The organism is Ruegeria sp. CF5 (assembly GCF_056537325.1).
Window position 1 is genome coordinate 1 of sequence record NZ_JBQFRI010000019.1, and the last position, 24,922, is coordinate 24,922.

The 24,922-nt window shown below is 57.7% G+C and carries 24 protein-coding genes and 1 pseudogene; 10 read left to right on the forward strand and 15 right to left on the reverse strand.

What is annotated here, in order from left to right:
* Positions 1–148 precede the first annotated feature (148 nt).
* The 6 genes from ACR0NW_RS23550 to ACR0NW_RS23575 form a co-directional block, all read right to left on the reverse strand.
* Positions 149–1,552: an NAD(P)/FAD-dependent oxidoreductase gene (locus ACR0NW_RS23550; protein WP_480453195.1), complete on the reverse strand. Its 1,404-nt coding sequence runs from the start codon at positions 1,550–1,552 to the stop codon at positions 149–151.
* 37 nt (positions 1,553–1,589) lie between these two features.
* Positions 1,590–1,976, reverse strand: a complete 387-nt coding sequence (locus ACR0NW_RS23555; protein WP_480453196.1) for a nuclear transport factor 2 family protein — start codon at positions 1,974–1,976, stop codon at positions 1,590–1,592.
* 26 nt (positions 1,977–2,002) lie between these two features.
* The gene (locus tag ACR0NW_RS23560) at positions 2,003–2,497 is read right to left on the reverse strand and encodes a universal stress protein (protein ID WP_170657515.1); all 495 of its coding nucleotides are present in this window, start codon (positions 2,495–2,497) and stop codon (positions 2,003–2,005) included.
* Between the two features lie 18 nt (positions 2,498–2,515).
* Positions 2,516–3,856: a TRAP transporter large permease gene (locus ACR0NW_RS23565; RefSeq protein ID WP_480453198.1), complete on the reverse strand. Its 1,341-nt coding sequence runs from the start codon at positions 3,854–3,856 to the stop codon at positions 2,516–2,518.
* A gap of 17 nt (positions 3,857–3,873) precedes the next feature.
* A complete protein-coding gene (locus ACR0NW_RS23570) occupies positions 3,874–4,410 on the reverse strand; it encodes a TRAP transporter small permease (protein WP_170657511.1) in 537 nt (178 codons plus the stop codon).
* A gap of 67 nt (positions 4,411–4,477) precedes the next feature.
* On the reverse strand, positions 4,478–5,494 hold the full coding sequence (locus ACR0NW_RS23575) for a TRAP transporter substrate-binding protein (RefSeq protein ID WP_170657509.1): 1,017 nt from the start codon (positions 5,492–5,494) through the stop codon (positions 4,478–4,480).
* 157 nt (positions 5,495–5,651) lie between these two features.
* Between ACR0NW_RS23575 and ACR0NW_RS23580 the strand changes: the two genes are divergently transcribed.
* On the forward strand, positions 5,652–6,599 hold the full coding sequence (locus ACR0NW_RS23580) for a LysR family transcriptional regulator (protein WP_480453201.1): 948 nt from the start codon (positions 5,652–5,654) through the stop codon (positions 6,597–6,599).
* Positions 6,600–6,663: 64 nt separating this feature from the next.
* Here the strand turns inward: ACR0NW_RS23580 and ACR0NW_RS23585 are convergent, their stop codons facing one another.
* Positions 6,664–8,877, reverse strand: a complete 2,214-nt coding sequence (locus tag ACR0NW_RS23585; protein ID WP_480453202.1) for an NADP-dependent isocitrate dehydrogenase — start codon at positions 8,875–8,877, stop codon at positions 6,664–6,666.
* Positions 8,878–9,582: 705 nt separating this feature from the next.
* On the opposite strand from ACR0NW_RS23585, the gene ACR0NW_RS23590 reads away from it, so the two are divergent.
* Genes ACR0NW_RS23590 through ACR0NW_RS23600 form a run of 3 tightly spaced genes read left to right on the forward strand, consistent with a single transcriptional unit; the run spans position 9,583 to position 12,810 of the window.
* The gene (locus ACR0NW_RS23590; RefSeq protein ID WP_480453227.1) at positions 9,583–10,767 is read left to right on the forward strand and encodes a M24 family metallopeptidase; all 1,185 of its coding nucleotides are present in this window, start codon (positions 9,583–9,585) and stop codon (positions 10,765–10,767) included.
* A gap of 3 nt (positions 10,768–10,770) precedes the next feature.
* Positions 10,771–11,928: an acetylornithine deacetylase gene (gene argE, locus ACR0NW_RS23595; RefSeq protein WP_480453205.1), complete on the forward strand. Its 1,158-nt coding sequence runs from the start codon at positions 10,771–10,773 to the stop codon at positions 11,926–11,928.
* Between the two features lie 3 nt (positions 11,929–11,931).
* Positions 11,932–12,810 carry a DMT family transporter gene (locus ACR0NW_RS23600; protein WP_480453207.1) on the forward strand — a complete coding sequence of 293 codons (879 nt, stop codon included), beginning with the start codon at positions 11,932–11,934 and terminating at the stop codon, positions 12,808–12,810.
* 44 nt (positions 12,811–12,854) lie between these two features.
* On the opposite strand, the gene ACR0NW_RS23605 is transcribed toward ACR0NW_RS23600, so the two are convergent.
* The 3 genes from ACR0NW_RS23605 to ACR0NW_RS23615 form a co-directional block, all read right to left on the reverse strand.
* The gene (locus tag ACR0NW_RS23605; protein WP_480453208.1) at positions 12,855–13,172 is read right to left on the reverse strand and encodes a non-heme iron oxygenase ferredoxin subunit; all 318 of its coding nucleotides are present in this window, start codon (positions 13,170–13,172) and stop codon (positions 12,855–12,857) included.
* Positions 13,173–13,365: 193 nt separating this feature from the next.
* Complete coding sequence (locus ACR0NW_RS23610; protein WP_480453209.1) at positions 13,366–14,394, reverse strand: fatty acid desaturase; 1,029 nt, start codon at positions 14,392–14,394, stop codon at positions 13,366–13,368.
* 4 nt (positions 14,395–14,398) lie between these two features.
* Positions 14,399–15,154 carry a class II aldolase and adducin N-terminal domain-containing protein gene (locus tag ACR0NW_RS23615; RefSeq protein ID WP_480453210.1) on the reverse strand — a complete coding sequence of 252 codons (756 nt, stop codon included), beginning with the start codon at positions 15,152–15,154 and terminating at the stop codon, positions 14,399–14,401.
* A gap of 105 nt (positions 15,155–15,259) precedes the next feature.
* Here ACR0NW_RS23615 and ACR0NW_RS23620 point away from each other — a divergent pair, with 105 nt between their 5' ends.
* A complete protein-coding gene (locus ACR0NW_RS23620; RefSeq protein WP_480453211.1) occupies positions 15,260–16,144 on the forward strand; it encodes a LysR family transcriptional regulator in 885 nt (294 codons plus the stop codon).
* Between the two features lie 61 nt (positions 16,145–16,205).
* On the opposite strand, the gene ACR0NW_RS23625 is transcribed toward ACR0NW_RS23620, so the two are convergent.
* The 3 genes from ACR0NW_RS23625 to ACR0NW_RS23635 all read right to left on the reverse strand — a co-directional run bounded on the left by ACR0NW_RS23625 (position 16,206) and on the right by ACR0NW_RS23635 (position 18,711).
* Positions 16,206–16,502 (reverse strand): CcdB family protein, encoded by a 297-nt coding sequence (locus ACR0NW_RS23625; RefSeq protein ID WP_170657491.1) that lies wholly within the window; start codon positions 16,500–16,502, stop codon positions 16,206–16,208.
* A complete protein-coding gene (locus tag ACR0NW_RS23630; RefSeq protein ID WP_170657489.1) occupies positions 16,502–16,747 on the reverse strand; it encodes a type II toxin-antitoxin system CcdA family antitoxin in 246 nt (81 codons plus the stop codon). The genes ACR0NW_RS23625 and ACR0NW_RS23630 overlap by 1 nt, the downstream gene beginning before the upstream one ends.
* A 107-nt stretch (positions 16,748–16,854) precedes the next feature.
* On the reverse strand, positions 16,855–18,711 hold the full coding sequence (locus ACR0NW_RS23635; protein ID WP_480453230.1) for an SLC13 family permease: 1,857 nt from the start codon (positions 18,709–18,711) through the stop codon (positions 16,855–16,857).
* A 281-nt stretch (positions 18,712–18,992) separates the two neighbouring features.
* Between ACR0NW_RS23635 and ACR0NW_RS23640 the strand changes: the two genes are divergently transcribed.
* The 4 genes and pseudogenes from ACR0NW_RS23640 to ACR0NW_RS23655 all read left to right on the forward strand — a co-directional run bounded on the left by ACR0NW_RS23640 (position 18,993) and on the right by ACR0NW_RS23655 (position 22,821).
* Complete coding sequence (locus ACR0NW_RS23640) at positions 18,993–19,910, forward strand: flavin reductase (RefSeq protein ID WP_480453213.1); 918 nt, start codon at positions 18,993–18,995, stop codon at positions 19,908–19,910.
* A gap of 3 nt (positions 19,911–19,913) precedes the next feature.
* Positions 19,914–20,951, forward strand: a complete 1,038-nt coding sequence (locus ACR0NW_RS23645) for an LLM class flavin-dependent oxidoreductase (protein WP_480453215.1) — start codon at positions 19,914–19,916, stop codon at positions 20,949–20,951.
* Between the two features lie 61 nt (positions 20,952–21,012).
* Positions 21,013–21,843, forward strand: a pseudogene (locus ACR0NW_RS23650) (aldehyde dehydrogenase family protein); the annotation flags it as partial.
* 78 nt (positions 21,844–21,921) lie between these two features.
* Positions 21,922–22,821: a MurR/RpiR family transcriptional regulator gene (locus tag ACR0NW_RS23655; protein ID WP_480453217.1), complete on the forward strand. Its 900-nt coding sequence runs from the start codon at positions 21,922–21,924 to the stop codon at positions 22,819–22,821.
* A 14-nt stretch (positions 22,822–22,835) separates the two neighbouring features.
* Here ACR0NW_RS23655 and ACR0NW_RS23660 read toward each other — a convergent pair whose 3' ends face one another.
* Together ACR0NW_RS23660 and ACR0NW_RS23665 are read right to left on the reverse strand one after the other, a co-directional pair.
* A complete protein-coding gene (locus ACR0NW_RS23660) occupies positions 22,836–23,444 on the reverse strand; it encodes a DsbA family protein (protein ID WP_480453219.1) in 609 nt (202 codons plus the stop codon).
* A 13-nt stretch (positions 23,445–23,457) separates the two neighbouring features.
* The gene (locus tag ACR0NW_RS23665) at positions 23,458–24,192 is read right to left on the reverse strand and encodes an SDR family oxidoreductase (protein WP_480453221.1); all 735 of its coding nucleotides are present in this window, start codon (positions 24,190–24,192) and stop codon (positions 23,458–23,460) included.
* 123 nt (positions 24,193–24,315) lie between these two features.
* Between ACR0NW_RS23665 and ACR0NW_RS23670 the strand changes: the two genes are divergently transcribed.
* Positions 24,316–24,807, forward strand: coding sequence for a winged helix-turn-helix transcriptional regulator (locus ACR0NW_RS23670; RefSeq protein WP_480453224.1), 492 nt, complete (start codon positions 24,316–24,318; stop codon positions 24,805–24,807).
* The last annotated feature ends 115 nt before the right edge of the window (positions 24,808–24,922 follow it).

Sequence of the window (24,922 nt, forward strand, 5' to 3'; positions counted from 1 at the left end):
CGGAAACAAATCCGAAATCGGCATCATCGCCGAGCCAATAATCCCAAACGCATGCTCAATACCATGCATCTGCAGTACCTTAACAAAGGCCTCTTCCGTCGTCATCTTCATGAGTTTTTTCCTTTTGAGTGAGTGTCGGTGTGGCGGATCAGGCCACTTCATCCTTGAGGTAGTACCAGATATAGGCAAAGCGCTGACCCAACCGGCGGAAGGGCGTCAGCACGCCATGGCTGGGAAGCGGCGATGTAAAAATCGGCAGGTTGAACACCTCATCCTTCACGCCGGCAATTTGTTGCGCCATACGGCGCCCGGCCTGCGCCGAATACATGACACCATTACCGCCATATCCCATCGCGTAAAAGATACGCTCGTCAGGATTGGGCTGGAAAATACGCGGCATCATGTCGTGGCTGACGTCAACCCAACCCCACCACGAGTAGTCCAGATTGATATCTTCCAGAGCCGGAAACTTACGCGCCAGACCCTTCTTGAGAAGCTCCAGATGCTTGCCGTTTTCCGCGTCGCGACCGGTCACGGCCGAACGGCTGCCGATCTGCATCCGGTTATCAGGAAGCAGGCGGTAATAGTGTCGCAACGTCCGGGTATCAGTAAGTGGCGATTTCGTCTGAATGCCACATTCCTCTAATTCGGACTGGGTCAGCGGCCGCGTCACCAGAGAGTTGGACAGGATCGGCATCAGCCGGTGTTTTGTCTTGGTGTTCAGCCCCGGCGGCGTGTACCCTGCGGTCGCCATCGCAACAGTCTTTGCCCTGACGATACCACCCGGTGTACGCAGGTGGTGCACACCATTTTTGGTTTCCCAACCCATCACCGGGCTGCCGGTGTGGATTTTGACACCCAAACGCCGGGCCATGTTCACATAGCCAAACGCCAACTTGCCTGCGTGGATGCAGGTTCCGTCGGGCTCCCACATGGCGCCGTGCGCTTCCATGTCGCGGACATGTTCGGCATGCAGTTCCTCGCGCCCGATGATGCGGGAGGCGTAACCGAACGTTTCGTTGAGCAGCGCACTTTCCTTTTCAAGACCCGGCAGGACCTTGGCACGATGCGCGATGTAGTAGTGCCCGCCCGGCTGAGGGTCGCAGTCGATGTCGTCACTGGCGATAAGATCATTGAACAGCTCGAACGCTTCGGAAACTTCGCGATGCATTCCCTTGGCCGTTTCAACACCCCAGCGCTGAATCCATTGCGACCGTTTCAGCCGCCCGGACGAAATTTGTGCCTGCCCACCATTGCGGGTCGAGCAGCCCCAGGCCACAGTATTTGCTTCAAGAACAACGGCTTGGATGCCATGTTCCTTGGCAAGGTGAATAGCGGTCGAAAGGCCGGTATAGCCCGAACCGATGACAACGACATCCGCGTCCATATCGCCGGAAACGGGTCCGTCATCTTCGGGCGGGGTGCCCGCTGTACCAATCCAATATGTCGGGGCATGGTCGCGGTTATGACCCGGACCGGCGTCGATAATAGGATCGTATTTCGGGTCATAGCTGGTTTTTGGCCAGTGACGCGGGATGCTGTTGTCCACCATTCTTGTTTTTCTCCGGGGCTGCGCGCAGGGCGGCGGATCAGGCTTTGAACATCGGGCGCGTCTTACGAAGCGCCTGTTTTACGACAATTTTTCCGTCACGAACGGTGAACAGATCGGCGCCTTCGGCCTCGATCCGCATGCCGTTGGCATCGGTACCCGAGAAGGTCCATTCCGATACTGCACGGTCGCCGTGAACGAAGTGGCTGTGGTGATCCCAATGGGCGTCTTTCATACCGGCCCAGACGCCCGAGAACGCGGCGGCGATGGCCTCAGAACCTTCAACCTTGTTGCCATATTTCTCGTCACCGGCGACGGTGTAGAACACACAGTCGTCGGCAAAGTGGGTCATCACACCGTCGATGTCGTGACGGTTGAACGCGTCGAACGTGTCGGCCAGGTCCTGCGCGGTCAGGGTTTTGTTCATTTTGTACTTCCTTTTCAGAGGGGTTGTTACGTTTCGTACGTGTTCGGTACGATCAGCGTCGGGATTTTGGAGCGCCGCAGAACGCGCTTGGCGACGGTGCCCAGAAAGGTGTGCGAGAAGCCGTGGTCATGCGCGCCCAGCACGATCAGGTCGCACTCCAGCTCGACCGAACGGCGCAGGATCACTTCTGCCGGGTGGCCGTCGGTGACCTCGATCGAGGTCACCTGTTCGCGGATTTTGGCGTCATCGCCGGTGAAGTTCGCCCAGAAATTGGCCTGCCGTTCCGCCAGAACCTGACGCACCATTTCATGACGGCGCTTCATCGCGGTCTTTCGGGTGTCTTCGTTCAGGATGAACATCTCCATCGTGATCTTGGCGTCATCCGACAGCGGCTCATTCACGTGCAGGACGTGAATTTGCGCTCCGGTCGCCTGCGCTATGCTGGCAGCATGGCGCAGGGCGTGGGTCGAGTTGGCCGACAGGTCCGTGGCAAACAGGATGTTGGTGACCAGTTGTTTCATGTCGTCATCCTTTCCGGGTCAGTAGCCCAGCAGCCGTGGCAACCACAGCGACAGTTCGGGGAAGAAGGCGATGATGAAGATCGCGATAGTGTTGGCAGCCGCAAACGGCAGCGCCCGCAACGAGATCTGTTCAATCGTGATGTTCGAGATACCCGAGGCGATGAACAGGTTCTCACCCAGCGGCGGCGTCTGGAAGCCGATGCCAAGGGTACAGACCATCACCACACCAAAGTGGATCGGGTCGATGCCCACCGAATAGGCCACGGGCAGCATCACCGGAACCAAGATCAGGATGGTGGCCAGTGTCTCCATGAACATGCCGACAAACAGCAGGAAGAAGATGATCAGTGCCCAGATCACATAGAGGTTGTCGGTAAAGCTCAGCATCGAGTCCGCAATGATCGCCGGAATCTGGTTTTCCACCAGCAAACGGCCAAACACGGTTGCCGTGAACAGGATCAGCAGCACGCGACCGGTCAGCCATGTGGTTGCTTCGAGCGACTGGAAGAACGACGCCCATGTCAGTTCGCGATAGATCACGACACCTACGACCAGCGTGTAGAAAATCGCGACGATGGCGGCCTCGGTCGGTGTGAAAAAGCCGGTATAGATACCGCCAAGGATCACCAGCGGCGCCATCAAGGACCAGAAACCGCGATACATCTCGCAGAATACATTGCGGATGGACCAGCCTTCGGCCGAGCCCTTGTATCCACGCTTTTTCGACATGAAAAAGTTCAGGATCAACAGGCTGGTGGCGATCAGGAAAGCCGGGACGAACCCTGCGATGAACAGTTTCGAGATCGAAACCGACTGGAAGGTGCCGAATTTCTCGACCGCTTCCGGCGGAGGCGCCATACCGAGCGCGGCAATGCCGAAGATCACCATCGGGATGGAGGGAGGAATGATAATCCCGAGGCCGCCCGAGGAGGCCGTGATCGCCGAGGCATAGCCGCGCTCATACCCGCGGTCGATCATCGCAGGGATCATCAGCATCCCCACCGCCGCGGTTGTTGCCGGGCCCGAGCCCGAGATGGCACCAAAGAAAAGACAGGCCATGACGGTCGCCGCCGAGATCCCGCCGGTGAACGGACCGGCCAGACTTTCGGCAACATTGATCAGGCGTTTTGAGATACCGGCGGCCTCCATCAGGGCCCCGGCAAGAATGAATGCGGGCAACGCCATCAGCGGGAAGGACCCGACCGAGGTAAAGGCGATCTGCACGAATTTGATCGGGTTGTCGCCCAGATACAGGAACGAGACCAGCGAGGCGACGCCCAGTGCAACTGTGATCGGGGCGCCGATCAGCAGCAGAAACAAGAATGATCCAAACAGGATTGTGACGATTTCGGATTCCATGATTTTTCCTCCCTGCCTCAGTCGTGCTTTGCCGCTTCGGCGGCAGCTTTGATTTCATCGAGGTCGATCTGATCGGGATCGTGGATGTCTTCGCCTTTGATCAGGCGGCGGTAATTCACCTGAATGATGCGGAAGGTCATCAGCGCAAAGGCGATGGGCAGCACCATGTAGATGTATTTCATCTCGATGCCCAAAGTCTGGGATTTCCAGAACTTGTTCATCTTGTTGAAGACGAAATCGGTCGCCAGATAGAGGAAGTAGACATTGAAGAAGAGCCAGAAGAGATCGGCAAACGCTTCGATGTACTTGATCGAACCGTCAGGCAGGAACTTGAACTGGAATGTCACGCGGTTATGCGCGCCTTTTAGGGCCGCATAGCTGGCGCCGAAATAGACGAACCAGACGAACATGTAGACCGAGAGCTCTTCGATCCAGCTGATCGAAAAGCCGAAGATTTCGCGCGCCACGATCTGCACGAACAGCAGGATGACAAAGCCGGTCAACAATATCCGGCATATGACGCTTTCTATATTGTCCAGAAACTTCCAGAACATATGGTTTCCCTCCTCCCTGAGACGGGAAGAGCGCCGTGGCGCTCTTCCTCCTATCGCTCTGCGGCGATTATTGCTGGACCGGGTCGCGGCCGATGGCGGCCAGAACGGCGTTCATCTTTTCGACGCCACCGATGGAGTCGTAGAACTGCGGCCATACGGCCTCGGTCGCGAGCTGGATGAATTCGGCCTCGTCATTCTCGGGATCGACGATTTCCATGCCCTTGGCGACCAGCTCTTCTTTGATCGCGGCCTCGGAGTCGCGCAGGAACTGAGCCGATTTCAGGGTCGCTTCCTGTCCCGCTTCGAGGATCATCTGCTGCTCTTCTTCGCTGAGGCTCTGGAACACGGATTCCGAGATGATCAGCGGTTCGATCGAGAAGATGTAACGCAGGTTGGTGACGTGGTCCTGAACCTCGTAGAACTTCATTGCGTTGATGGTCATGTACGGGTTGTCCTGACCGTCGACGACTTTGGTCTGCAGACCGGTGAAGGTTTCCGACCAGGCCATCGGGGTCGGGCTGATGCCCCATGCCTTGTAGGTTTCGATCATGATCTCGTTCTTGGGAACGCGGATGACCAGATCCTGCAGGTCGGCAACCGAAGTAACCGGTTTCTTCGAGTTGGTCAGGCGACGGAAGCCGGTATAGGTCCACGCGATGATGCGGACACCTGCGTCACGGATGGTGTTTTCCGTCAGTTCCTGACCGATCGGGCCTTGGGTCAGGGTTTCGGCGTCTTCCAGGCTGAGGATGACGTAAGGCAGGGTGAACACGCCCACCGACGGCGAGAACGGTGTGACGTTGTTGATTGCCAGCAGCGACATGTCCAGCGTGCCGATGGCCGCTTCGTTCACGGTGTCCTGTTCGGAACCCAGCTGACCGTTCAGGAACAGGGTGCCGGTGTGTTCACCACCTGATTTTTCTTCCAGAGCTTCGACAAAGAACTTGCCGGTTGCTTCCTGCGGGCTGCCCGCACTGTCGCCAACCGCGATCTTGAAGTTCTTCGCGTCGGCTGCGCCCGCTACCATCAGGGCCGCCACGGATACAGCAGCGGTGAAGGTGCCAAGCTTGTTGATGAATGACATGGATGTCCTCCCATTTGTCAGGTTTTCGAGGAGCGCGCCGGCCAGGGGAGAGTTGGCCAGTCCGATTCTGCCTCGGCGGCGCGAACGTATCTTGCGCAAACCGTTTCTTCGTTGCTAATCTTTGCGCGAAAGGTTTCACAAATATCGAACTTGAGAGATGTCCCGGAAATCACTTGCCACACGGATCAGCGACACCGACATCCGCCTGCTGCGGATATTCAAGACAGTGGTCGAAAGCGGCGGTCTGTCGGCGGCAGAAATCGACCTGAACATCGGCAAATCGACGATCTCGAAACACATCTCGGATCTGGAGCTTCGGCTGAACCTGAAGTTGTGCAATCGCGGTCCCGGCGGGTTTTCCCTGACCGAAGACGGCCAGAAGGTATTGCACGCCGCCGAGAATCTGCTGATTTCGGTATCGCAGTTCAGGACCGAGGTGAACGAGATCAAGGAACAACTGGCGGGAACGATCCGGGTGGCCCTGTTCGATCAGTGTGCGTCAAACCCCGAAGCTCACCTGTCGCGGACCATTGCCGAATTCAACAAATCCGCCCCCGCCGTCGAGATTGAACTGTCGCTTGAGCCTCCCAACGTGATCGAGACGATGGTCATCAGCGGACGGCTTGATCTGGGCATCGTCGCGCTGCACCGGCCCTCACCCAGCCTGAACTATGTGCCGCTATATGGAGAGAACATGTATCTGTATTGCGGGCATGGGCATCCCCTGTACGGCGCGCAGGGATCGGGGCTGAGCATGTCGGACGTGCAATCCTTTGGCTATGCGGGCATCAGCGTCAGCTCTCCCAATCAGATGGTTGGCCAGCGGCTGGGCTTTCGGCGCGCGGCCAAGGTTCAGAACGAACAGGCACTGGCAATTCTGATCATGTCGGGCCGGTATATGGGGTTTTTGCCCGATCATCTTGCAAAAGAGTTTGTGGACAAAAACCAGATGCAGGCCGTTCTGCCCGAGATGTTTCACTATCGCTCGAATTTCGCCGCCATCGCCAGAAAGCACCCGGCGCCGACGCGGGTTTCCAAGCTGTTTCTGGATCATCTGAGCCGCCAACACATGAGCAACGCACAGGCAGCAGAAACAGTCATCTGACTGTTTCCGGAAACAGCAAAGGCCCCCGCGTGGGCGGGGGCCTGTACCGGAAGTTTAGAGAATATCAGCCGATAATCGCATTCAGAGTGGCGCTTGGGCGCATGACTGCGGCAGTCTTGGCAGGGTCGGTGTGATAATATCCGCCCAGATCAGCGGGCTTACCCTGTGCAGCTGCCAGTTCACCCAGAATCTCGCCTTCTTTTTCGGCCAGTTCCGCAGCGATCGGGGCAAAGAATGCCGCCAGTTCGGCATCATCCGACTGTGCCGCCAGTGCCTCGGCCCAGTAGCGGGCAAACCAGTAGTGGCTGTCACGGTTGTCAGGCTGACCCACCTTGCGGCTTGGGGACCGGTTGTTGTCCAGAATGCCCTGCGTCGCAGCCTCGGCCGCGGCACCCAGAACACCCGCCTTGGCGTTGCCCTTGCTGTCAGCCAGGAAGTTCAGCGATTCACCCAAGGCGCAGAACTCACCCATCGAGTCCCAGCGCAGGTGGCTTTCCTCAACCAACTGCTGCACGTGTTTCGGGGCCGAACCACCGGCACCGGTTTCGAACAGGCCGCCGCCATTCATCAGCTTGACGATGGATAGCATCTTGGCCGAGGTGCCCAGTTCGAGGATCGGGAACAGGTCGGTCAGGTAATCGCGCAGCACGTTGCCGGTGATGGCGATGCTGTCCTTGCCTGCGGTGATGGTTTCCAGTGACTGGCGGGTCGCTTCACGCGGGGCCATGATCAGGAATTTGTTCGCAACACCAGCAGCTTCAAGCGCGGGCTTCACGTACTTGATCAACTCGGCATCATGGGCGCGGTTTGCGTCCAGCCAGAAGATCGCCTCGGACCCGGTCAGGCGTTGACGATCCATCGCCAGCTGAATCCAGTTCTCGATGGGGGCTTTCTTGACCGTGCAGGCGCGCCAGATGTCGCCTTGTTCAACCGCGTGCTCATGCAGCGTCTCGCCATTGGCCAGAACGATACGGATGGTGCCATCAGCCGGCGCCTGGAACGTGGTCGGGTGCGAGCCGTATTCCTCGGCCTTTTGCGCCATCAGGCCGACATTGGCCACGGCACCGGCGGTGGCCGGGTTCAGTGCGCCGTTGGCTTTGAAAAAGTTGATGGATTCGTCATAGACCGAAGCATAGCAGCGGTCGGGGATGACACAGTTGGTGTCGCCCTTGGCGCCGGTTTCGTCCCAGCCCTTGCCGCCTGCGCGGATCACAGCCGGCATCGAGGCGTCGATGATCACGTCCGATGGCACGTGCAGGTTGGTGATGCCCTTGTCGCTGTCGACCATGTACATGGACGGACGGTCCGCCTTGATGGCGTCGATAGCGGCCATGATGTCAGCGTTGCCCTTCACGCGGTCAAGCAGATCGCCCAGACCAGAGTTCGGGTTTACACCCAGCGCATCCAGTTCCGCACCGAATTTCTCGAACACAGGGGCCAGCCACGCCTTGACGGCATAGCCAAAGATGATCGGGTCACTGACCTTCATCATCGTGGCCTTCATGTGCAACGAGAACATGGTGCCGTCTTTTTTGGTGTCTTCAATGGCGTCCGCCAGGAACGAAGACAGCGCCTTGACCGACATGAAGGTCGCGTCGGCGACGGTACCTTCTGCCAGCGGCCAGCCGTCTTTCAGGACGGTTACGCTGCCGTCCTTGCCGACGAACTCGATCTTCGCATCACCCGCCTGCGCGGCAGTGATGGTTGCCGATTTTTCGTTGGCATAAAAATCGTTGCCCGGCATGGACGACACTTTGGTTTTGCTGTCCGACGCCCATTCACCCATCGAATGCGGGTTCTTCTGGGCATAGTTCTTGACCGCCCGCGCTGCACGACGGTCGCTGTTGCCTTCGCGCAGAACCGGGTTCACGGCCGAACCCTTGATGGCGTCATAACGCGCACGGATCGCTTTTTCTTCGTCGGTCGAGGGCTCTTCGGGATAGTTCGGGATGTCATAGCCCTGCGACTGCAACTCTTCTATCGCAGCCACCAACTGCGGCACCGAAGCCGAGATGTTGGGCAGTTTGATAACGTTGGCATCGGGCGTTTTCACCAACTCGCCCAGTGCGGCCAGATCGTCGGTGATGCGCTGATCGTCGGTCAGGTTTTCCGGAAAGGTTGCAAGGATGCGACCGGCCAGCGAGATATCCTTGGTGCCGACGCTGACGCCAGCGGCCGAGGCGAACTTGCGAATGATGGGCAGGAACGAGGCGCTGGCCAGTTCAGGCGCTTCGTCTACAATGGTATACAATACGTCGAAGTTCGATTTATCTGCCATATTCCCTTACCTTTTTTAAGCCTTTAGGGGCGTGCGATCCGAGAGTGATGCCACGAAAGACGTGGCGCGGGCGGAGCGTGGATATGCGACCGCTCCGGGGGTGACTCTGTTTTGACAGGGCTCACATAAATCAGGATCGCCACGGGATCAATCGCAGGGAGGCGCGCATTTTGACCCAGTTCGCGCAATTTTTCGCATTTGCAGCATTTTTGGGCTGTTGATGGTGCCGTCCTGACTGCTGCGCTATTGAAGATGCCTGATGGGATACTTGTTTCCCAGCCGTTAAATGTATCTGTCAACGGCCAACTCCACCTGATCCGCAGACCCCGACCACGCGCCACTGACGCATATGTCCGTCAGGGGTGGCTAAGCGGGCACCGGGCGGAATGTGCTGTAGGAGAAGAGAGCAGCGGCAACAGCAATGATCAAAGCTGCAAGACGTATGCGCATTCGGTATCCCGGCTTGAAACAACTCACCCTCAGGTAGTCGTGCATCTGTCTGGCCACAAGGAATGCGGGTCACTTACAGTGCCGCGAACAGGATTTCGAACCACACGCCGTGGTAAGGTGGCAACAATGCGATGCGCACCATGGGCACCCCACCATTGCCAAAGGAACAGGCCGGGGATGCTTTTTGATTGACGAACCGCCATGCGCAAACACAGAGTTGCGGCAGAAGCGCATCAGACAGGGCGACGAAATCTTATGCCGATAGAACATGCCCCCTTCAGTCAGGCCGAATACGACCGCCGCATCGCAAAAACCCGCAAGGCCATGGATGCAGCCGGGATTGACGTTCTGTTTGTCACCGATCCGTCAAATCAGGCATGGCTGACCGGTTATGACGGCTGGTCTTTTTATGTGCATCAAGGCGTAATTCTGGGCATGGAAGGCGACCCATTGTGGTGGGGCCGCGTTCAGGATGCCAACGGCGCGCGTCGGACCGTCTGGATGAACGACGAAAAAGTGCTGGGTTACGCCGATCATTATATCCAGTCCACCACCTGCCATCCGATGGAAGATCTCGCCGGGCATCTCAGCGCGATGGGATTTGGGAACGCCCGTGTCGGTGTCGAGATGGAGAACTATTATTATTCCGCCAAGGCCCATGCGGTGCTTGACGCCGAATTGCCCAATGCCACGCTGGAGGACGCCACGGCGCTGGTAAACTGGCAGCGCGGGGTGAAGTCGGACGAAGAGATGGCATTCATCCGCAAGGCCGCAAAAATCTCGGAGAAAATCGTCCGTGTCGGGCTGGAAAGGGCCGAACCGGGTGTTCTGAAGAATGAACTGGTCGCTGACATCTTTCACGCGGGCATAACCGGTGTGGATGGTGACTGGGGTGATTATCCGGCAATCGTGCCACTGACCCCGTCAGGCATTGACGCCACCGCACCGCATCTGACCTGGAACGGCAATGAGATGAAGTCGGGCGAGATCACCTTTTTTGAACTGTCAGGCTGCTATCGCAGATATCACGCGCCGCTCTGCCGGTCCGTGTTTCTTGGCAAACCGCCGCAAAACATGCTCGACGCATCCGAGGCGTTAACAGCCGGGCTTGAGGCCGGACTGCAGGCGGCTCGCGCCGGTAATCGCGCCTGTGACATTGCGAATGCGCTGAATGCGGAACTGGCCAAGGTTGGCATCGACCGTGGCGGGCGCTGCGGCTATCCGATCGGCCTCAGCTATCCGCCCGACTGGGGCGAGCGCACCGTGTCGATCCGCCCAACCGATGAGACCGTCCTGCAACCCGGCATGACCTTCCACTTCATGCCCGGACTGTGGCTGGACGATTGGGGGCTGGAGACCACCGAGACCATCGTGATCACCGAAAGCGGCCCAGCCGAAGCCCTGTGCAATGTCGAGCGTAAGCTCTTTGTGAAAGACTGAGGCTTGAGCATCCTGGAAGATACCAGAGCCCTGTTGGAGGAGTTGATCAGCTTTCCCACGGTGTCCTCGGACAGCAATCTGGATATGATCAGACACCTTGCAGACCGGCTGAACGACTGCGGGGCCAAGGTCGAGATCTGGCATGACGAGACCGGAACAAAGGCCAACCTTTTTGCCACGCTGGGTCCGCAACACGACGGTGGCATCGTGTTGTCCGGTCATTCCGACGTGGTACCGGTAGCTGATCAGGACTGGTCGTCCGACCCGTTTGTGATGGAGGAGCGTGACGGTCATTGGTTCGGACGCGGCACCTGCGACATGAAGGGTTTTATCGCCGCTGCGGTCGCCATGGCGCCGCGCTACGCACAACTCGATCTGCAGCGTCCGGTGCATTTTGCCTTTACCTATGATGAGGAAGTCGGTTGTTTCGGCGCCCGGGCGCTGGCCGATACTCTGCGCGAGAAAGGCATAAAGCCCGCCGTTGCGATCATTGGCGAACCCACTTCGATGCGGATCATCGAAGGCCACAAGGGCTGTTATGAATACACCACCCATTTCACTGGGCTCGAGGGGCACGGTTCGGGCCCCGACAGCGGCGTGAACGCTGTGGAATACGCGGTGCGCTATGTTTCGAAACTGCTGGAACTGAAGGCCGGGCTGCAGGGCCGTGCCCCAGACAACAGCCGGTTCGAACCACCTTGGACGACGATCAACACCGGTGCACTGGTGGGTGGCGTGGCCCACAACGTGATCCCCGGCAAAGCGCGGGTGGAATGGGAGATGCGGCCGGTGCAGCAAGCTGATGCGGCTTACGTCAAGGACGAGTTGCACCGGTTCTGCGCCCATACACTTATCCCCGCGATGCAGGCCGTCCATCCAGATGCCGGCATCGAGACCGAAGTGATCGGTGAGGTCGATGGGCTGGAGCCGATGGACGATAATGAGGCCCGCGACCTGGTAATGGAACTGACCGGGGCCAATGGTGCGGATGTTGTGCCCTTTGGTACCGAGGCAGGAATTTTTCAGGGTCTGGGCATGAGTGTGGTGGTCTGCGGTCCCGGCTCGATCGAGCAGGCGCATAAACCAAACGAATACGTCTCGGCCGATCAGATGGCGCTGTGCCTCGACATGCTTGGGCGGTTATCCGCAAAACTGGTGTAGCCGATGACCACGGCGCGCGCGGTCTCGGTTTTCTGGATAGGTGCGCCGGTTCTGTTCGTGCTGTTCTGGGCAGGCGGCTACAGCTTTGCCAAGCTGGGGCTGCCCTATATCGAACCGATGACCATGCTGGCGATCCGTTATGGTCTGGCCGTTCTGTGCCTTTTGCCGCTGCTGGCGGTTTTCCGACCAGTACTGCCGCGCGATCCGGTTCATTGGGCCGCCATGGCTGCCAGCGGATTTCTTATCCAGTGCGTCTATTTCGGGTTGGCGTATCAGGCGATGAAACAGGGGCTCGGCGCTGGCGCCACGGCCATCGTGATGGCCTTGCAGCCCGCGCTGGTTGCCGCACTGTCACCGCTGGTCGGAGAAGTGCGAGGCAGGCCCGTGATGTGGGCCGGTCTGGCGCTGGGGTTTGTCGGGGTCGCTATATGTGTCTTTGACCGGACCAACGCCGTACCTCTGTCTGCCGGGCTGCTCGCGGTCAGCGCGCTTTTTGGTCTGACCGCCGCCACCTTGCTGGAAAAACTGCACGGACGGCGCAGTGACCCGGTACTTGGCGGAATGGTGCAGTATGTCGTGGGATTTGCTGTTTTGCTGCCCATCGCCTTTACCACCGAAACGATGGTGGTCCACTGGCACCCGGACCTGATCCTGTCGCTGGCCTATCTGGTGGTCGCCAATTCCCTGATTTCCATCAGCCTCTATGTCGCGCTGATTCAGCGTGGCGATACGACACGCGTATCGACCCTTCTTTACCTTGTAACGCCACTGGCCATAGCACTGGCCTGGCTGATACTTGGAGAACCCGTAACATGGCGTGTGGCCGGTGGCTTTGCACTGTGTCTGGCGGGGGTCTACATTGTTCGTCGATCCAAGGACTGACGCCGTGAACCCTCCCGGAGCAGACCCACCGATCACCCCGACGCTCAGGTATTGTGCAGTTGCACGTAGACCTGCCCATCTTCGATCCTGACAGGATAGGTTTTCAGATCGACGGTGCATGGCGCGGACAGCGCCTTGCCGGTGCAGATGTCAAAGCGTCCACCGTGCAGGGGGCATTCGATGACCTGATCGATGACCAGACCGTCCTCAAGGTGCTGCTCTTCGTGGGTGCAATGGCCATCCGTCGCAAAGAACCCTTTGTCGGTGTTGTAGATCGCATAGGTCTGGCCGCCATAATCCCAACGGATCAGGTCCTCTTCATCCACATCATCGGTGGTGCACGCATGTACCCAGTCGTTCATATCTCAGGTCTTTCTTATTGGCTGTCTGTTTGTAATTTGATGGCGGAACAGGGGAACTATTGGCGGCGGCCTCCGCATGATGCATTGAAAGGGCCGCGACCCGTTCCCCTGAATTGGATGGCGCAGGCTCCGGACATGCACGGGGTGCGAGCATGTCCGGGCGACCTAGCTTTTTTGGTGGCTCCGGTTCGTCTTACATCGTCCTCTCGGCGATGCGATTGACCGGGCCGCCGTCGGTGATCATATGCGGCGCCTGCCGAATGGACTCCGCCTTGGTCGACCACCCCAAAGACCGGCGCAGGGTGACGACGAACACCTCCCAGTTGGTGCGCAGAAAACCCGGGTCGGGTTCCGGCACCTGATCCTTGATCGCTATGGCAAGATCAGGCAGTGCATGAAATGGCACCTGCGGATACAGGTGATGTTCCACATGGTTGTTCATGTTCATGTAGAGAAAATCAGCAAGCCAATGCCCCTTGAACGACCGGGTGCTTTCCAAGATCGAGGGCGAGTTTTCCTGCAGCTCAACATGCTGGATCAGCGTGAACAGCAACATGACGGGTGCACCAAGGATGCGGGGGATCACGATAAACCAGACCGGCCACCAGATGCCCGCAAACGGTGCGATGGCGATCAGGGCATAGATTGCCAGCATGATCCGGGCATTGCGGGTCATCTTGGGAAATTCACCCTCGGGTGTGACCATTTTCATGGTGTCGGTATATTTGCCGATGGCCAGATGCCAGAACACCTGCATGTGAAACCGCAACAACCCAAACCCGGTGACCTCTGTCAGCCAGCCGCCAAACCCCATCGGCGTGTCGAATGGCATCTGGCTGTCTTTGCCGACATGCCATGTGTGGGTGTGATGGTTTGTATGCGTGTAGCGCCGGTGCAGAGGCTCTTCCATATAAAGAAGCGACGTAACCCAGAGCACCGCTTCATTCAGCCAGCGGGTCCGAAAGGCCGTGCCATGCGCCGCTTCGTGGCTGGCGGAATAGGCAGGCACTGTCAGCACCACACCATAGATGAACATCGCGGGCCACATCCAGACCGTCCCAAGCGCAAGCCAGACCAGAATACCTGTTGCGGTCAGGGCAGCGGCCCATTTGGCCAGATAGATCAGCCCCGGCGCATCAGATCTGGCCGCAATGGATTTGAGGGTCTTTTTGTCCAGCCTGACACTGGAAGACGCCGCATTGGTAGGAACGTAATCTGGCATCGTGTCAGCTCGCGTAGTCGTCGTTTTCGTGATCCAGAATGGCCTTGAGCTCGGCCAGATGCTGATCTGCCTGACCCGGGTAATCGTCCAGCTCTTGGGCTGTTTTCTCTGCAATCTCGTCCGACAGAACCCGCAGGGGTACGCCACATTGCAGCGCCCGGATATAGGTTTCGGCTGCACGCTCGAAATAATAAAGCCGGTTGAACGTATCCGCGACCGAGTCGCCGATTACCAGCACGCCGTGGTTGCCCATGATCATGACCTTGATCTTCGGGTCAGACAGCATGGATGCACAGCGCTCTCCCTCGCTTTCAAAGGCAAGACCAGAGAAATCTTCATCCACGACATAGCGATTGTAGAACGTGGCGGTATTCTGGTCGATTGGCGGCAAGGTGCTGTCCTTGAGACAGGCCAGCACGGTGGCATGGATCGAATGCACATGCATGACACAGCGCGCATGCGGGCAGCGGCGGTGGATTGACCCGTGCAGCCCCCAAGCCGTTGGATCCGGTGCATCCGGTGTGTTCAGCACATCAGGATCGTTTGCATCCAGCAAAAGCAGATCCGACGCCTTGATCCGGCTGAAATGGCGCTGGTTGGGATTGATCAGGAATTGGGTGCCATCCTCGTTGACGGCAAGCGAGAAATGATTCGCCACGGCTTCGTGCATGTTCAATCTGGCAGTCCACCGGAAAGTGGCAGCCAGGTCAGTACGTTCCGGCCAGTGTGTTAGGTTCGTCGATGTCATGGGCTGAAGCATTGTGCGTTCCTTTCCGAATTCAAAAGAAATGCCAGACTCCGGGATTTGGTGACAAATGATGAATTCCGGGCTATGCCATTAAGAAAACTAATGGATGCGTTTATCATGACAAATCAGCCATCCGGCCTGCCCCCCCTGACCTGGTTGCGGGCATTTGACGAGAGTGCGCGGCATCTGAATTTCACACGCGCCGCTACCGAGCTGAACCTGACGCAATCTGCGGTAAGTCAGCATGTTCGCAGCCTCGAAGCGTTTCTGGGGCGCGATCTTTTCATCCGAAAAACGCGCCGTCTGGAACTTACGGAAGACGGCGCAAACTACCTGCCCGGTATTCGCGAAGCCTTTGGCCTGATCGCCAGCAGCACCCGGTCCTTTATCGGCAGGGATCGGGGGCAGATGATGAGCCTGCAGTGCAATATGGCATTCTCGGTCTTCTGGCTGGCACCGCGATTGCATCGCCTATATGCCCGCCATCCCTGGCTGGTTCTGAACATCGTGACACCCATCTGGGACCCCGAGCGGCATGCAGAACATGCAGCGTTGGAAATTCGGTTCGGACGACCAGAAGAGATGTCCGAAACCGCGCAGCGGCTGACCAATGACCGGTTCTATCCGGTTTGTGCGCCTGACTATCAGAAAGGTGAGTTTGATCTGGAAACGGCAACCCTTTTTGACTGTGCAGGTACAATCGGCACATGGGATGCCTGGCGCCAGGCCTGTGGCGTGCCGTTCAACAGGACCGGCGAGATCAATCTGGCCTCGACCTATGTCATTGCAATCACCGCCGCCCTGAGCGGGGCCGGGATGACCATGGCCCATGACACACTGGTTTCAAATCTGGTGTCGGATGGCCGCTTGATACGCCCCTTTGCCGCCAGCGCGCCGCTTGTCGAAGGGTATTATCTGTTCGCTCCGTCACCGCATGCGATCACCCCCGCCAGCAGCGCCTTTCTGGATTGGATGCACGAGGAAATACAGGCCATGCCGTGACCGGATCGGGGTAAGCCGCGAAACCGATGCATGAAAGGCGAAAAGAGGTTGGTCCGGGCAGTCAGAACCCCAAAAACACCATGTCGAGCGCTCGGCGGATTTGATAGTCATGCCTGGTCAGGTCGGCAAGCGGCTGACCTTTCAGGACACCCGAAGGAACCGCCGCCAATTCGGCCGTGTGCAGCACGTAAGCAATTTCACCGATCTGGAAAATGGGCTCTAACTTGGCCAGAGGGGTGGGCCCTTGTGACAGCGGAATAAGCGGCGCGACAACACGTGTTCCGGTTTCAATCAGATCAGATTGAAGATCGAGAACAAGTCGATCGTCCGTGATACGATAGGCATGGAACTGAGCCATTAGTGGATTTTCAGTACCTGGACATCCGCCAATGGCGTTCCGTTTTCCCTAATCCATTCCCGGCGCTCGGCAATCGCGGCGGCGTTTTCATCGGCCCATGCCTTTGCCTCAGCCTGCGCAACCGCGCGGGCCAGCGCCGCATCACTGATTGCGGACACATTGAGACCCAGTTCACGGGCCTTCGCCAGCGTCCCGGCATTCAAAGTGACGTTCGTGCGTTGCTTGTCTGTTGCAGACCGGGACATAATGGGCTCCCTTTCATGTGTAAACTCTACACACATTCAGTGCGTGCAGCAATGCCCTAACCTGAAATCGCGCTTTTGGGTGCAGTCTTGTCTAGACGGGCAACGCCTCAGAACAGGAGGTTGAGCATGACCAGAGAGACAACCAGAAACAGGACCGTCATCACCCCGCCCGAGCGCACAAAGTCCATGACCTTGTAGCCAGCGGGGCCCATGATCAAGGCGTTCACCTGATGGGTTGGGATGATAAAGCTGTTTGATGTCGAAATGGCGACGGTAAGCGCAAAGACGGACGGGTTGGCGCCTGCCGCGACCGCAATCGACACAGCAAGTGGCACCAGCAACACCGTAGCCCCGACATTAGACATTACCAGCGAGAACGCGGTGGCCAGTATCGCAACTCCGGCCTGAAGCGACCAGATCGGCCAACCATTCAGAATGATCATGATTTGCTGGGCTATCCACGCCGCGGTGCCGGTATTCTGCACGGCCTGACCCAAGGGTATCAGGCAAGCCAGCAGAAATACGGTGTTCCACCCCACGGCCCGATACGCCTCGTCCACGCTGAGCACGCGGGTCAGCATCATACCCGCGGCACCGGTCAGCAGGCAAAGCGACAACCGCACATCCGTGAACAAAATCAGCGATAGCGAAACGGCAAAAAAGGCCAGCGCCCAGCCAACCTTTTGCGGCCGCAGTTCATCTTGTGGAAAATCCGAGGTTACCACGACAAAATCCGGATCGCGCTTGATCCGCATCAGGTTGTCCCAGCGGGTATGGGCCACAAGCATGTCGCCTGCGTGAAAGTTCTCAAGCCCGATCTGGGTGGATTGATGCGTGTCCGTTTCCACGTGGCTGAGCGTTTCCTCACCGCGATGAATTGCAAGCAGTGACATGCCGTATGTCTTGCGGAACAGAAGTTCGCGGGGGCATTTTCCAATCAGCTTGCTGTCAGGTGTCACGACCACCTCGGCGATGCCCGCGTTGGTGGGGGCAAATTCCTCGACGAAAATGTCCAGTTCCGGAAGGACAGTCAGCCCGAATTTCTTGGCGAATTCCTCTACCACCCAGCGCTGGCCAATGATGGCCAGCCTGCAGGGCGCAGCAATCTCGGCCGTCAGAACCTGAACCATCGACGTCTTGCCGCGATAAAACGTAGAGATAATGTACAGGTGGTTTTCATGATTGATGTCAGCCAGAATCTGACCGACCAAAGGGCTATCCTCGGGGACTATCACTTCAAAGACATCCGCTTGGAGACCGTAAACCCGTTGCAGATATTCTTGCATTCCCTGACCCGTGCCGGTGTTGTCCGACCCGGCATCGCCCGGTAGCACCCATCGGCCAAGCAACAGAAAATACGCAATCCCCGACAGGATCAGTGCAGCACCGATCGGCGTGACTGAAAACAGGCCGAACGGCTGCATCTTCTGAGAGGCTGGCAAGCCTTCGTTTGCGGTCAGGATCAGGTCGTTCAGCAGGATAAGCGGGGATGAGCCGACCATCGTCATCGTCCCACCCAGAATGGCGCAAAATCCCATGGGCATCAGCAGGCGCGACAGCGGAATTCCCGATCTTGAGGATATCCGGCTGACAACTGGCAGGAAAAGTGCGGCCGCTCCCACATTCTGCATGAACGAAGAAATAACCCCCACCGTACCGGACACAATCGGCAGCACCCGGTTTTCGGCTGTGCCGCCATATTTCAGAATAATCGCGGCGACCTTGTTCATGAGACCTGTCTTGTCCAGTCCGGCGCCGACGATCATGACGGCTATGATGGAAATCACCGCGTTTGAGGCAAAGCCGTCGAACAGGTGCGGGACGTTTGCCAGATTTTCGAGGCCGGGCGCATAACTGAGAAGGCCGATGATGACCAGAACCAGGATGGCGGACAGGTCAATTCGAACGATTTCGGACACGAAAAGAAAAACAGTAAAGGCCAACAGTGCGCAAACCACACCCATCTCAAAGGTAAAGGCCAATTGTTCCAACAGGACCACCTGGTACTTGTAATAGTAGTGTAATGAAAAAGCCTAGGCGATCACCGCAGGCTTGTCATGAGTTTTCGATTTTCAGCGTCACGCTTCAGTCTTTGCCTGCGTCTTCTGCCAAGAGCCGCTCGGGGGCGGCAGGTCTGCAGTAATCAGCGGGCATCGACATAAAGTGAACCTGACAGCACCGTCGCAGGTTAACGATGCTCTGAAAGATTGGTTGAACACACCTGCAGAGGAATGGGAGACGAGCGATGAGCACGATTGATCCACGCGCACTACGCGACGCGTTCGGTGCATTCATGACTGGTGTGACCGTTGTCACGACCCATGACCACGACGGCAATCCACTGGGGTTTACGGCGAATTCCTTTTCCTCGGTATCCCTTGATCCGCCGCTTGTGTCGGTCTGCCTTGCCAACAGCTCCCGCAATTATCAGGCGTTCAGTTCAGCGACCGGGTTTGCCATCAACATCCTGTCTGATGCGCAAATGGATGTCTCAAACACCTTTGCGCGTCCCGTTGAGGATCGGTTTGCAGCGGTTGACTGGCAGACCGGCCCACATGGCGCGCCGATTTTCGATGGCGTCTCGGCATGGTTCGACTGTTCCGTATTTCAAACGGTCGAAGCGGGTGACCACCTGATCCTGATCGGCAAGGTCGAAGCCTTTGAAAACACCACCCGCCCCGGTCTGGGTTATGCGCGCGGGGCCTATGTGACACCGGCTGCCGAGGCCGAAGCCCTGAGCAATTCCACCAACCTTGTGGTGTCGGCGCTGATCGAATTTCAGGGCAAGGTTCTGTTGATTGATCCTGGCGACGGGCAACTGTCCCTTCCGGAAGCAAAGGTCGGCAAGGACGGCGCGACAGCAGCGTTGAGGCGGTTCATCGATGCAAGCGGCGCAAGGGCCGAGCCCGGATTTATCTATTCCTTTTACGAAGACGAAGCGCGCGGAATGCAACACATCTCGTTTCTGTGTCAGGCAAGTGATGACGCCACATCGCAAGGCATGTTCACCGAGCTTACACCAACAACCCTGATGGACATTGCAGATCCGGCGATCTGCACCATGCTGGAACGGTTCGCGGATGAAAGTAAGTTGGGGAATTTCGGGATATATTTCGGCAATCAGGTCAGCGGCACCGTTCGCCCGATGGCATCAGGGAATTGAGGCATGAAGTTCTCGCTTTTTGCGCATATGGAGCGCATTTCCTCGGATGAGGATCAGAAACAGCTTTATGACGAATTTGTCGAGCTGTGCAAAATCGCTGACCGGGGCGGGATGCATGCGGTCTGGACGGGCGAGCATCACGGTATGAATTTCACCATCTCGCCCAACCCGATGTTGAACCTTGTTGATCTGGCGCGCCACACTGAAAACGTGCGGCTGGGCACCGGTACGGTGATCGCGCCCTTCTGGCATCCGGTCCGGCTGGCGGGTGAGGCGGCGATGACCGATATCATCACCGATGGCCGTCTTGAGCTGGGCATCGCACGCGGGGCGTATTCCTTTGAGTATGAACGCCTAATACCCGGCATGGACGCGTGGGAGGCCGGTCAGCGCATGCGCGAACTGGTACCTGCGGTTCAGGCGCTGTGGAAAGGCGACTATGACCATAACGGAGAGTTTCATTCGTTCCCCAAAACCACCTCGTCCCCACAGCCGTTGCAAAAAGACGGACCGCCGATCTGGATTGCGGCACGCGACCCCAACAGCCATGAATTCGCCGTCTCGAACGGATGCAACGTGCAGGTCACGCCCTTGTGGAACGGGGACGGGGAAATTCATGACCTGATGAGCAAATTCAACGCCGCCTGCGAGAAATTCCCGGAACGGCCACGTCCAAAGATCATGCTGCTGATGCATACATATGTGGCTGACAGCGAAGAAGACACCAAACTGGGCGCCGTCGAGCTAAACCGTTTCTACTGCTACTTTGGCGCATGGTTCATGAACAAACGCGATGTCACGCAGGGTCTGATCGACCCGCTATCCGACGACGAAATTGCGGCCCATCCGATATACTCGCCCGATGCGATGGAACGAGACCTGGTGATCGGCACGCTCGAAAAGGTGATTGAACGGCTGAAAACCTATGAGGCGCTGGGATATGACGAATATTCCTTCTGGATTGACAGCTCGATGACGTTCGAGCGCAAGAAAGCCTCGCTTGAGCGGTTCATCAACGACGTGATGCCCGCCTTTCAATAAGGCCCTGTCAGGAGCGGAAATGCTGATATTTCAGCACTATATCGACGGCGAGTTTTCCGACGGCTCAGCTCTGGCGGCGGGGTGCACCGTTGTCCTGAAAGCGTCCGAAGACGCCCCTGCCCCGATGCTGGAATTTGCCCGAATCTTTGATCAGGCCGGGTTTCCCAAAGGTGTCCTGAGCGTCATCACTGGCGGTCCTGATGTGGGCGCAACGCTGACGAGCCATCCATTGGTGGATCACGTGGCCTTTACAGGCGGTCCGGAAACCGCGCGCCATATCGTTCGCAATTCGGCCGAAAACCTGGCCTCGACCTCGTTGGAACTTGGCGGAAAATCCCCTTTCATCGTTTTCGAAGACGCCGATATCAAAAGCGCGGTCAACGTGCAGGTTTCGGGCATTTTTGCAGCCACTGGGCAAAGTTGCGTGGCCGGGTCGAGGTTGCTGGTGCAAAGCTCGATCAAGGACGAATTCCTCAGGCGCCTGAAGGAAAAAGCCGAAGCGGTTGTTATCGGCGCTCCTGATGACATGGCGACCGAGGTTGGCCCCCTTTGCACTCTGCGCCAGCGCGACAATGCACTGGCCTTATTGCTCAATCCGTGGATGAAGGAGCAGATTTAATCACCGGCGGCACGGCACTTGAACGGGATGGCAGCCGGTGTCTTTACCCAAAACCTGACGCGCGCGCACCGGTTGATCCGCAAAATCCGATCCGGAATTGTCTGGGTGAATACCTATCGCGCCGTCAGCCCGATTGCGCCTTTCGGGGGACATGGACTGTCAAGACATGGCCGTGAAGGCGGGCTTCAGGCGGCATTGGACTATACCAGGATCAAGTCTGTCTGGCTGCGTACAAGCGACGACCCCATTCCGGACCCCTTTGTGATGCGCTGATCTCCGAAAAGAGGTCCGCGCCACAAACCCAAGTCTGTTCGTACTTTCCAGTTTTCAGAACAGATGTTCTTATTGGGCATGGACCAGAATCGCAAATCCCGCCTGATTGCCCGCCTCAAGGCGGATATCGACACGATGCCGCCCCGGCTGAAATCCGTTGCCAAACACATCATCGACCACCCCGGCGAGTTTGGAATGGACCCGATCCGGGTATCGGCGGACAAGATCGGGGTAAGCCCGAACTCTCTGGTGCGATTGGCGCAACGCATGGGATTCGACGGGTTCGAGCCTTTTCGCGACCCGTTTCGTCAGGCGCTGATGACCGACCGCGAGGAAAAGCTGGGTGAGGACTGGTTGGGGCGCCTGGAGGGTGGCGATGATCTGGCGCGCAATCAGGCGATTGTCGCAAGGAACGAGATCAATATCGTCTCGCGTTCCCTGCGGTTGATGACGCAGGACAGAATAGCGGCGGCGCTGAAACACATGACCACAGCGCGCACGTGTTACGTCACCGCCACACGCGCCAGCTATGCCCTTGCGTATTATTTTCACTATGCGGGCCGAATGGCATTGCCCAGCCTTCAGCTTATTCCACGACATGTGGGATCGGCGGTGGATGAGCTGATCACGGCGGATGAAAGGGACTGTCTGATCGGGATCACGTTTTCCCCTTTTTCCGCCGACACGATCCAGTCCCTTCGCTATGCAAAGGAACGCGGCGCACGCCTTATCCTGATTTCTGACAGCGAGGTGATTGCACCGCGCGTCGACCCGGATGTGGTATTTCCGGTCACCACTCAGTCACAGCACTATTTTGGCTGCTACGGCGGGGCGATGGCGGTGATCGAATGCCTGATCGGGCATCTGGTCTCTGCCGGCGGCGAGGAAGCACAGAGGCGAATTGCCAGATACGAGGCAACCCGCGAGGATTCCGGAGCTTATTGGACTGCGCCGCGACAGCCGAAAATCCGTCTGTAAACCGGCGCCCTGCCCTATGATTGCCCGTTGATCATCTCTTCGACCTGACCAAGGCGTTCTTTGCCAAAGAACATCTCGTCCCCAACGAACAAAGTCGGAGATCCAAAGACCCCGCGATCCACGGCGTCAGAGGTATTTTTCACAAGCCGCGCCTTGACCTCGGGGTCCTGTGTGCGCTCAAGGATCGACTGCCCGTCGAAACCCGCCTTGTCAAAAACTTCGGCCATCACCGATGGGTCATCCATCTTAAGGCCATCTTCCCACATTGCCTGAAACCCGGTGTCGCAATAGGCCGCCAATGTCCCATCCAGTTCAGCAGCGACGGCCCCGCGCATCAACATCAGCGTATTCACCGGAAAGTGCGGGTTGAAGTTGAACTTGGTCAGTCCATGCCGGGCAATGAACCGCTGCACCTCCAGCCGTTCATAGTTCATTTTTGCGGGCACGTTGGCAAAGGCCACCATAGGTGGCTGATTGCCAGTGCTTTTGAATATCCCGCCCAGCAGGCAAGGGATATAGTTGACCTGAACACCCGCCCGCTGCGCAATATCCGGCAGGACCTTGTGCACGAAATAGGCATTTGGGCTGCCGAAATCGAAAATGAAATCGATCGTAGTGGTCATGGACACACTCTCCTTACCATTTTTCGGTCCATGGACGCAGATCCAGCTCATGCGTCCACGCGGTTCGGGGCTGCTTGTGCAGCATCACATAATTCTGCGCGATGGCATCGGGGTTCAGCAGAGCATCGTTTTCGCGCAAGTCATCCACACCTGGCACATTCTCTCGGATGAAATTTGAATCGATGGCACCATCGATCACGGTGTGCGCCACATGGATGTTCTTCGGCCCAAGCTCGCGCGCCATGGATTGCGCAAGGGCGCGCAGCGCGTGTTTGGCACCCGAAAAGGCCGAAAAACCTTCACGTCCACGAATGCTGGCGGAGGCGCCGGTAAAGATGATCGTGCCCCGCTTGCGTTCCAGCATCTTGCCGGCAACCTCGCGCCCCATGAGAAAGCCAGCAAATGTCGCCATTTCCCAGACTTTGCGATAAACGCGCGCTGTCGTCTGGGTGATGGAAAAGCGGACATTTGCGCCGATGTTGAATATGGCGACTTCGATTGGTGCCACTTCGGCCTCGATGCGGTTTATCAGGGCCACCATTTCCTCTTCGTCGCGTGCATCAGTGGGCATGGCAAGCGCCTCGCCGCCGCTGTCGCGGATGGAGGCCGCGAGGGCTTCCAGTGCCTCAGCATGACGCGGCCTGCGCACAAGGCACACGATCATGCCTTCTTTTGCAAAGGCGCGTGCAATGGCTGCGCCGGTATCGTCCCCCGCACCGATGATCAGGCAGGCCTGCTTTTCCGACATCGTCCATCCCTTTTCTGTCGCGTGAACACTGGTTGGTCTTGTTTCAAGACTAATTCTACTTGGTCTCGAAACGCAACCATATTTGTGCTAGTCGTGTCCCAAGACAAAATTCGGAGATCACAGATGGCGAACCAGCACACACATACCTGCGGTATCGCGGCGATGATGAATATCTTCGGGGATCGCTGGACATGGCTGCTTGTGCGCGAAGCATTCTATGGGGCAACCCGGTTCACGGAATTCCGGCGAAATACCGGCGCGTCGCGAAATATCCTGTCGGATCGGCTGAAGGTACTGGTGGATCATTCGATATTCGAACAGATCGAAATTGGTGTAAACGGAACCCGAACGGCCTATGGCCTGACGGAAAAGGGCAAAGCTCTGTTGCCGGTGATGATCACCATGAGCGAATGGGCCAACACGTTCGAATACGGGCCGGGCAATGAGCCGGTGATGCATCTGAACGGGGAAACCGGCCGCCCCTTGGACACTACTCGTTTCTTTGATGCGGACGGGGCCGAGATTAAGCCGGAAAACCTGCGCGCAATACCCGGCCCCGGCGCAAGCACGGCAACCGTCCGGCGGCTGCAGAATGCAAACCAAAACCTGATCTGAATCGGAAACGGCGCCATTGTGGCGCCGTTTGCGTGTCTCAAAGAGGGTCTCTTCACAGATTTGGATAGATCGGGAAGCGGGCGCAGAGGGCGGCGACTTCGGCCCGGACCTTGGC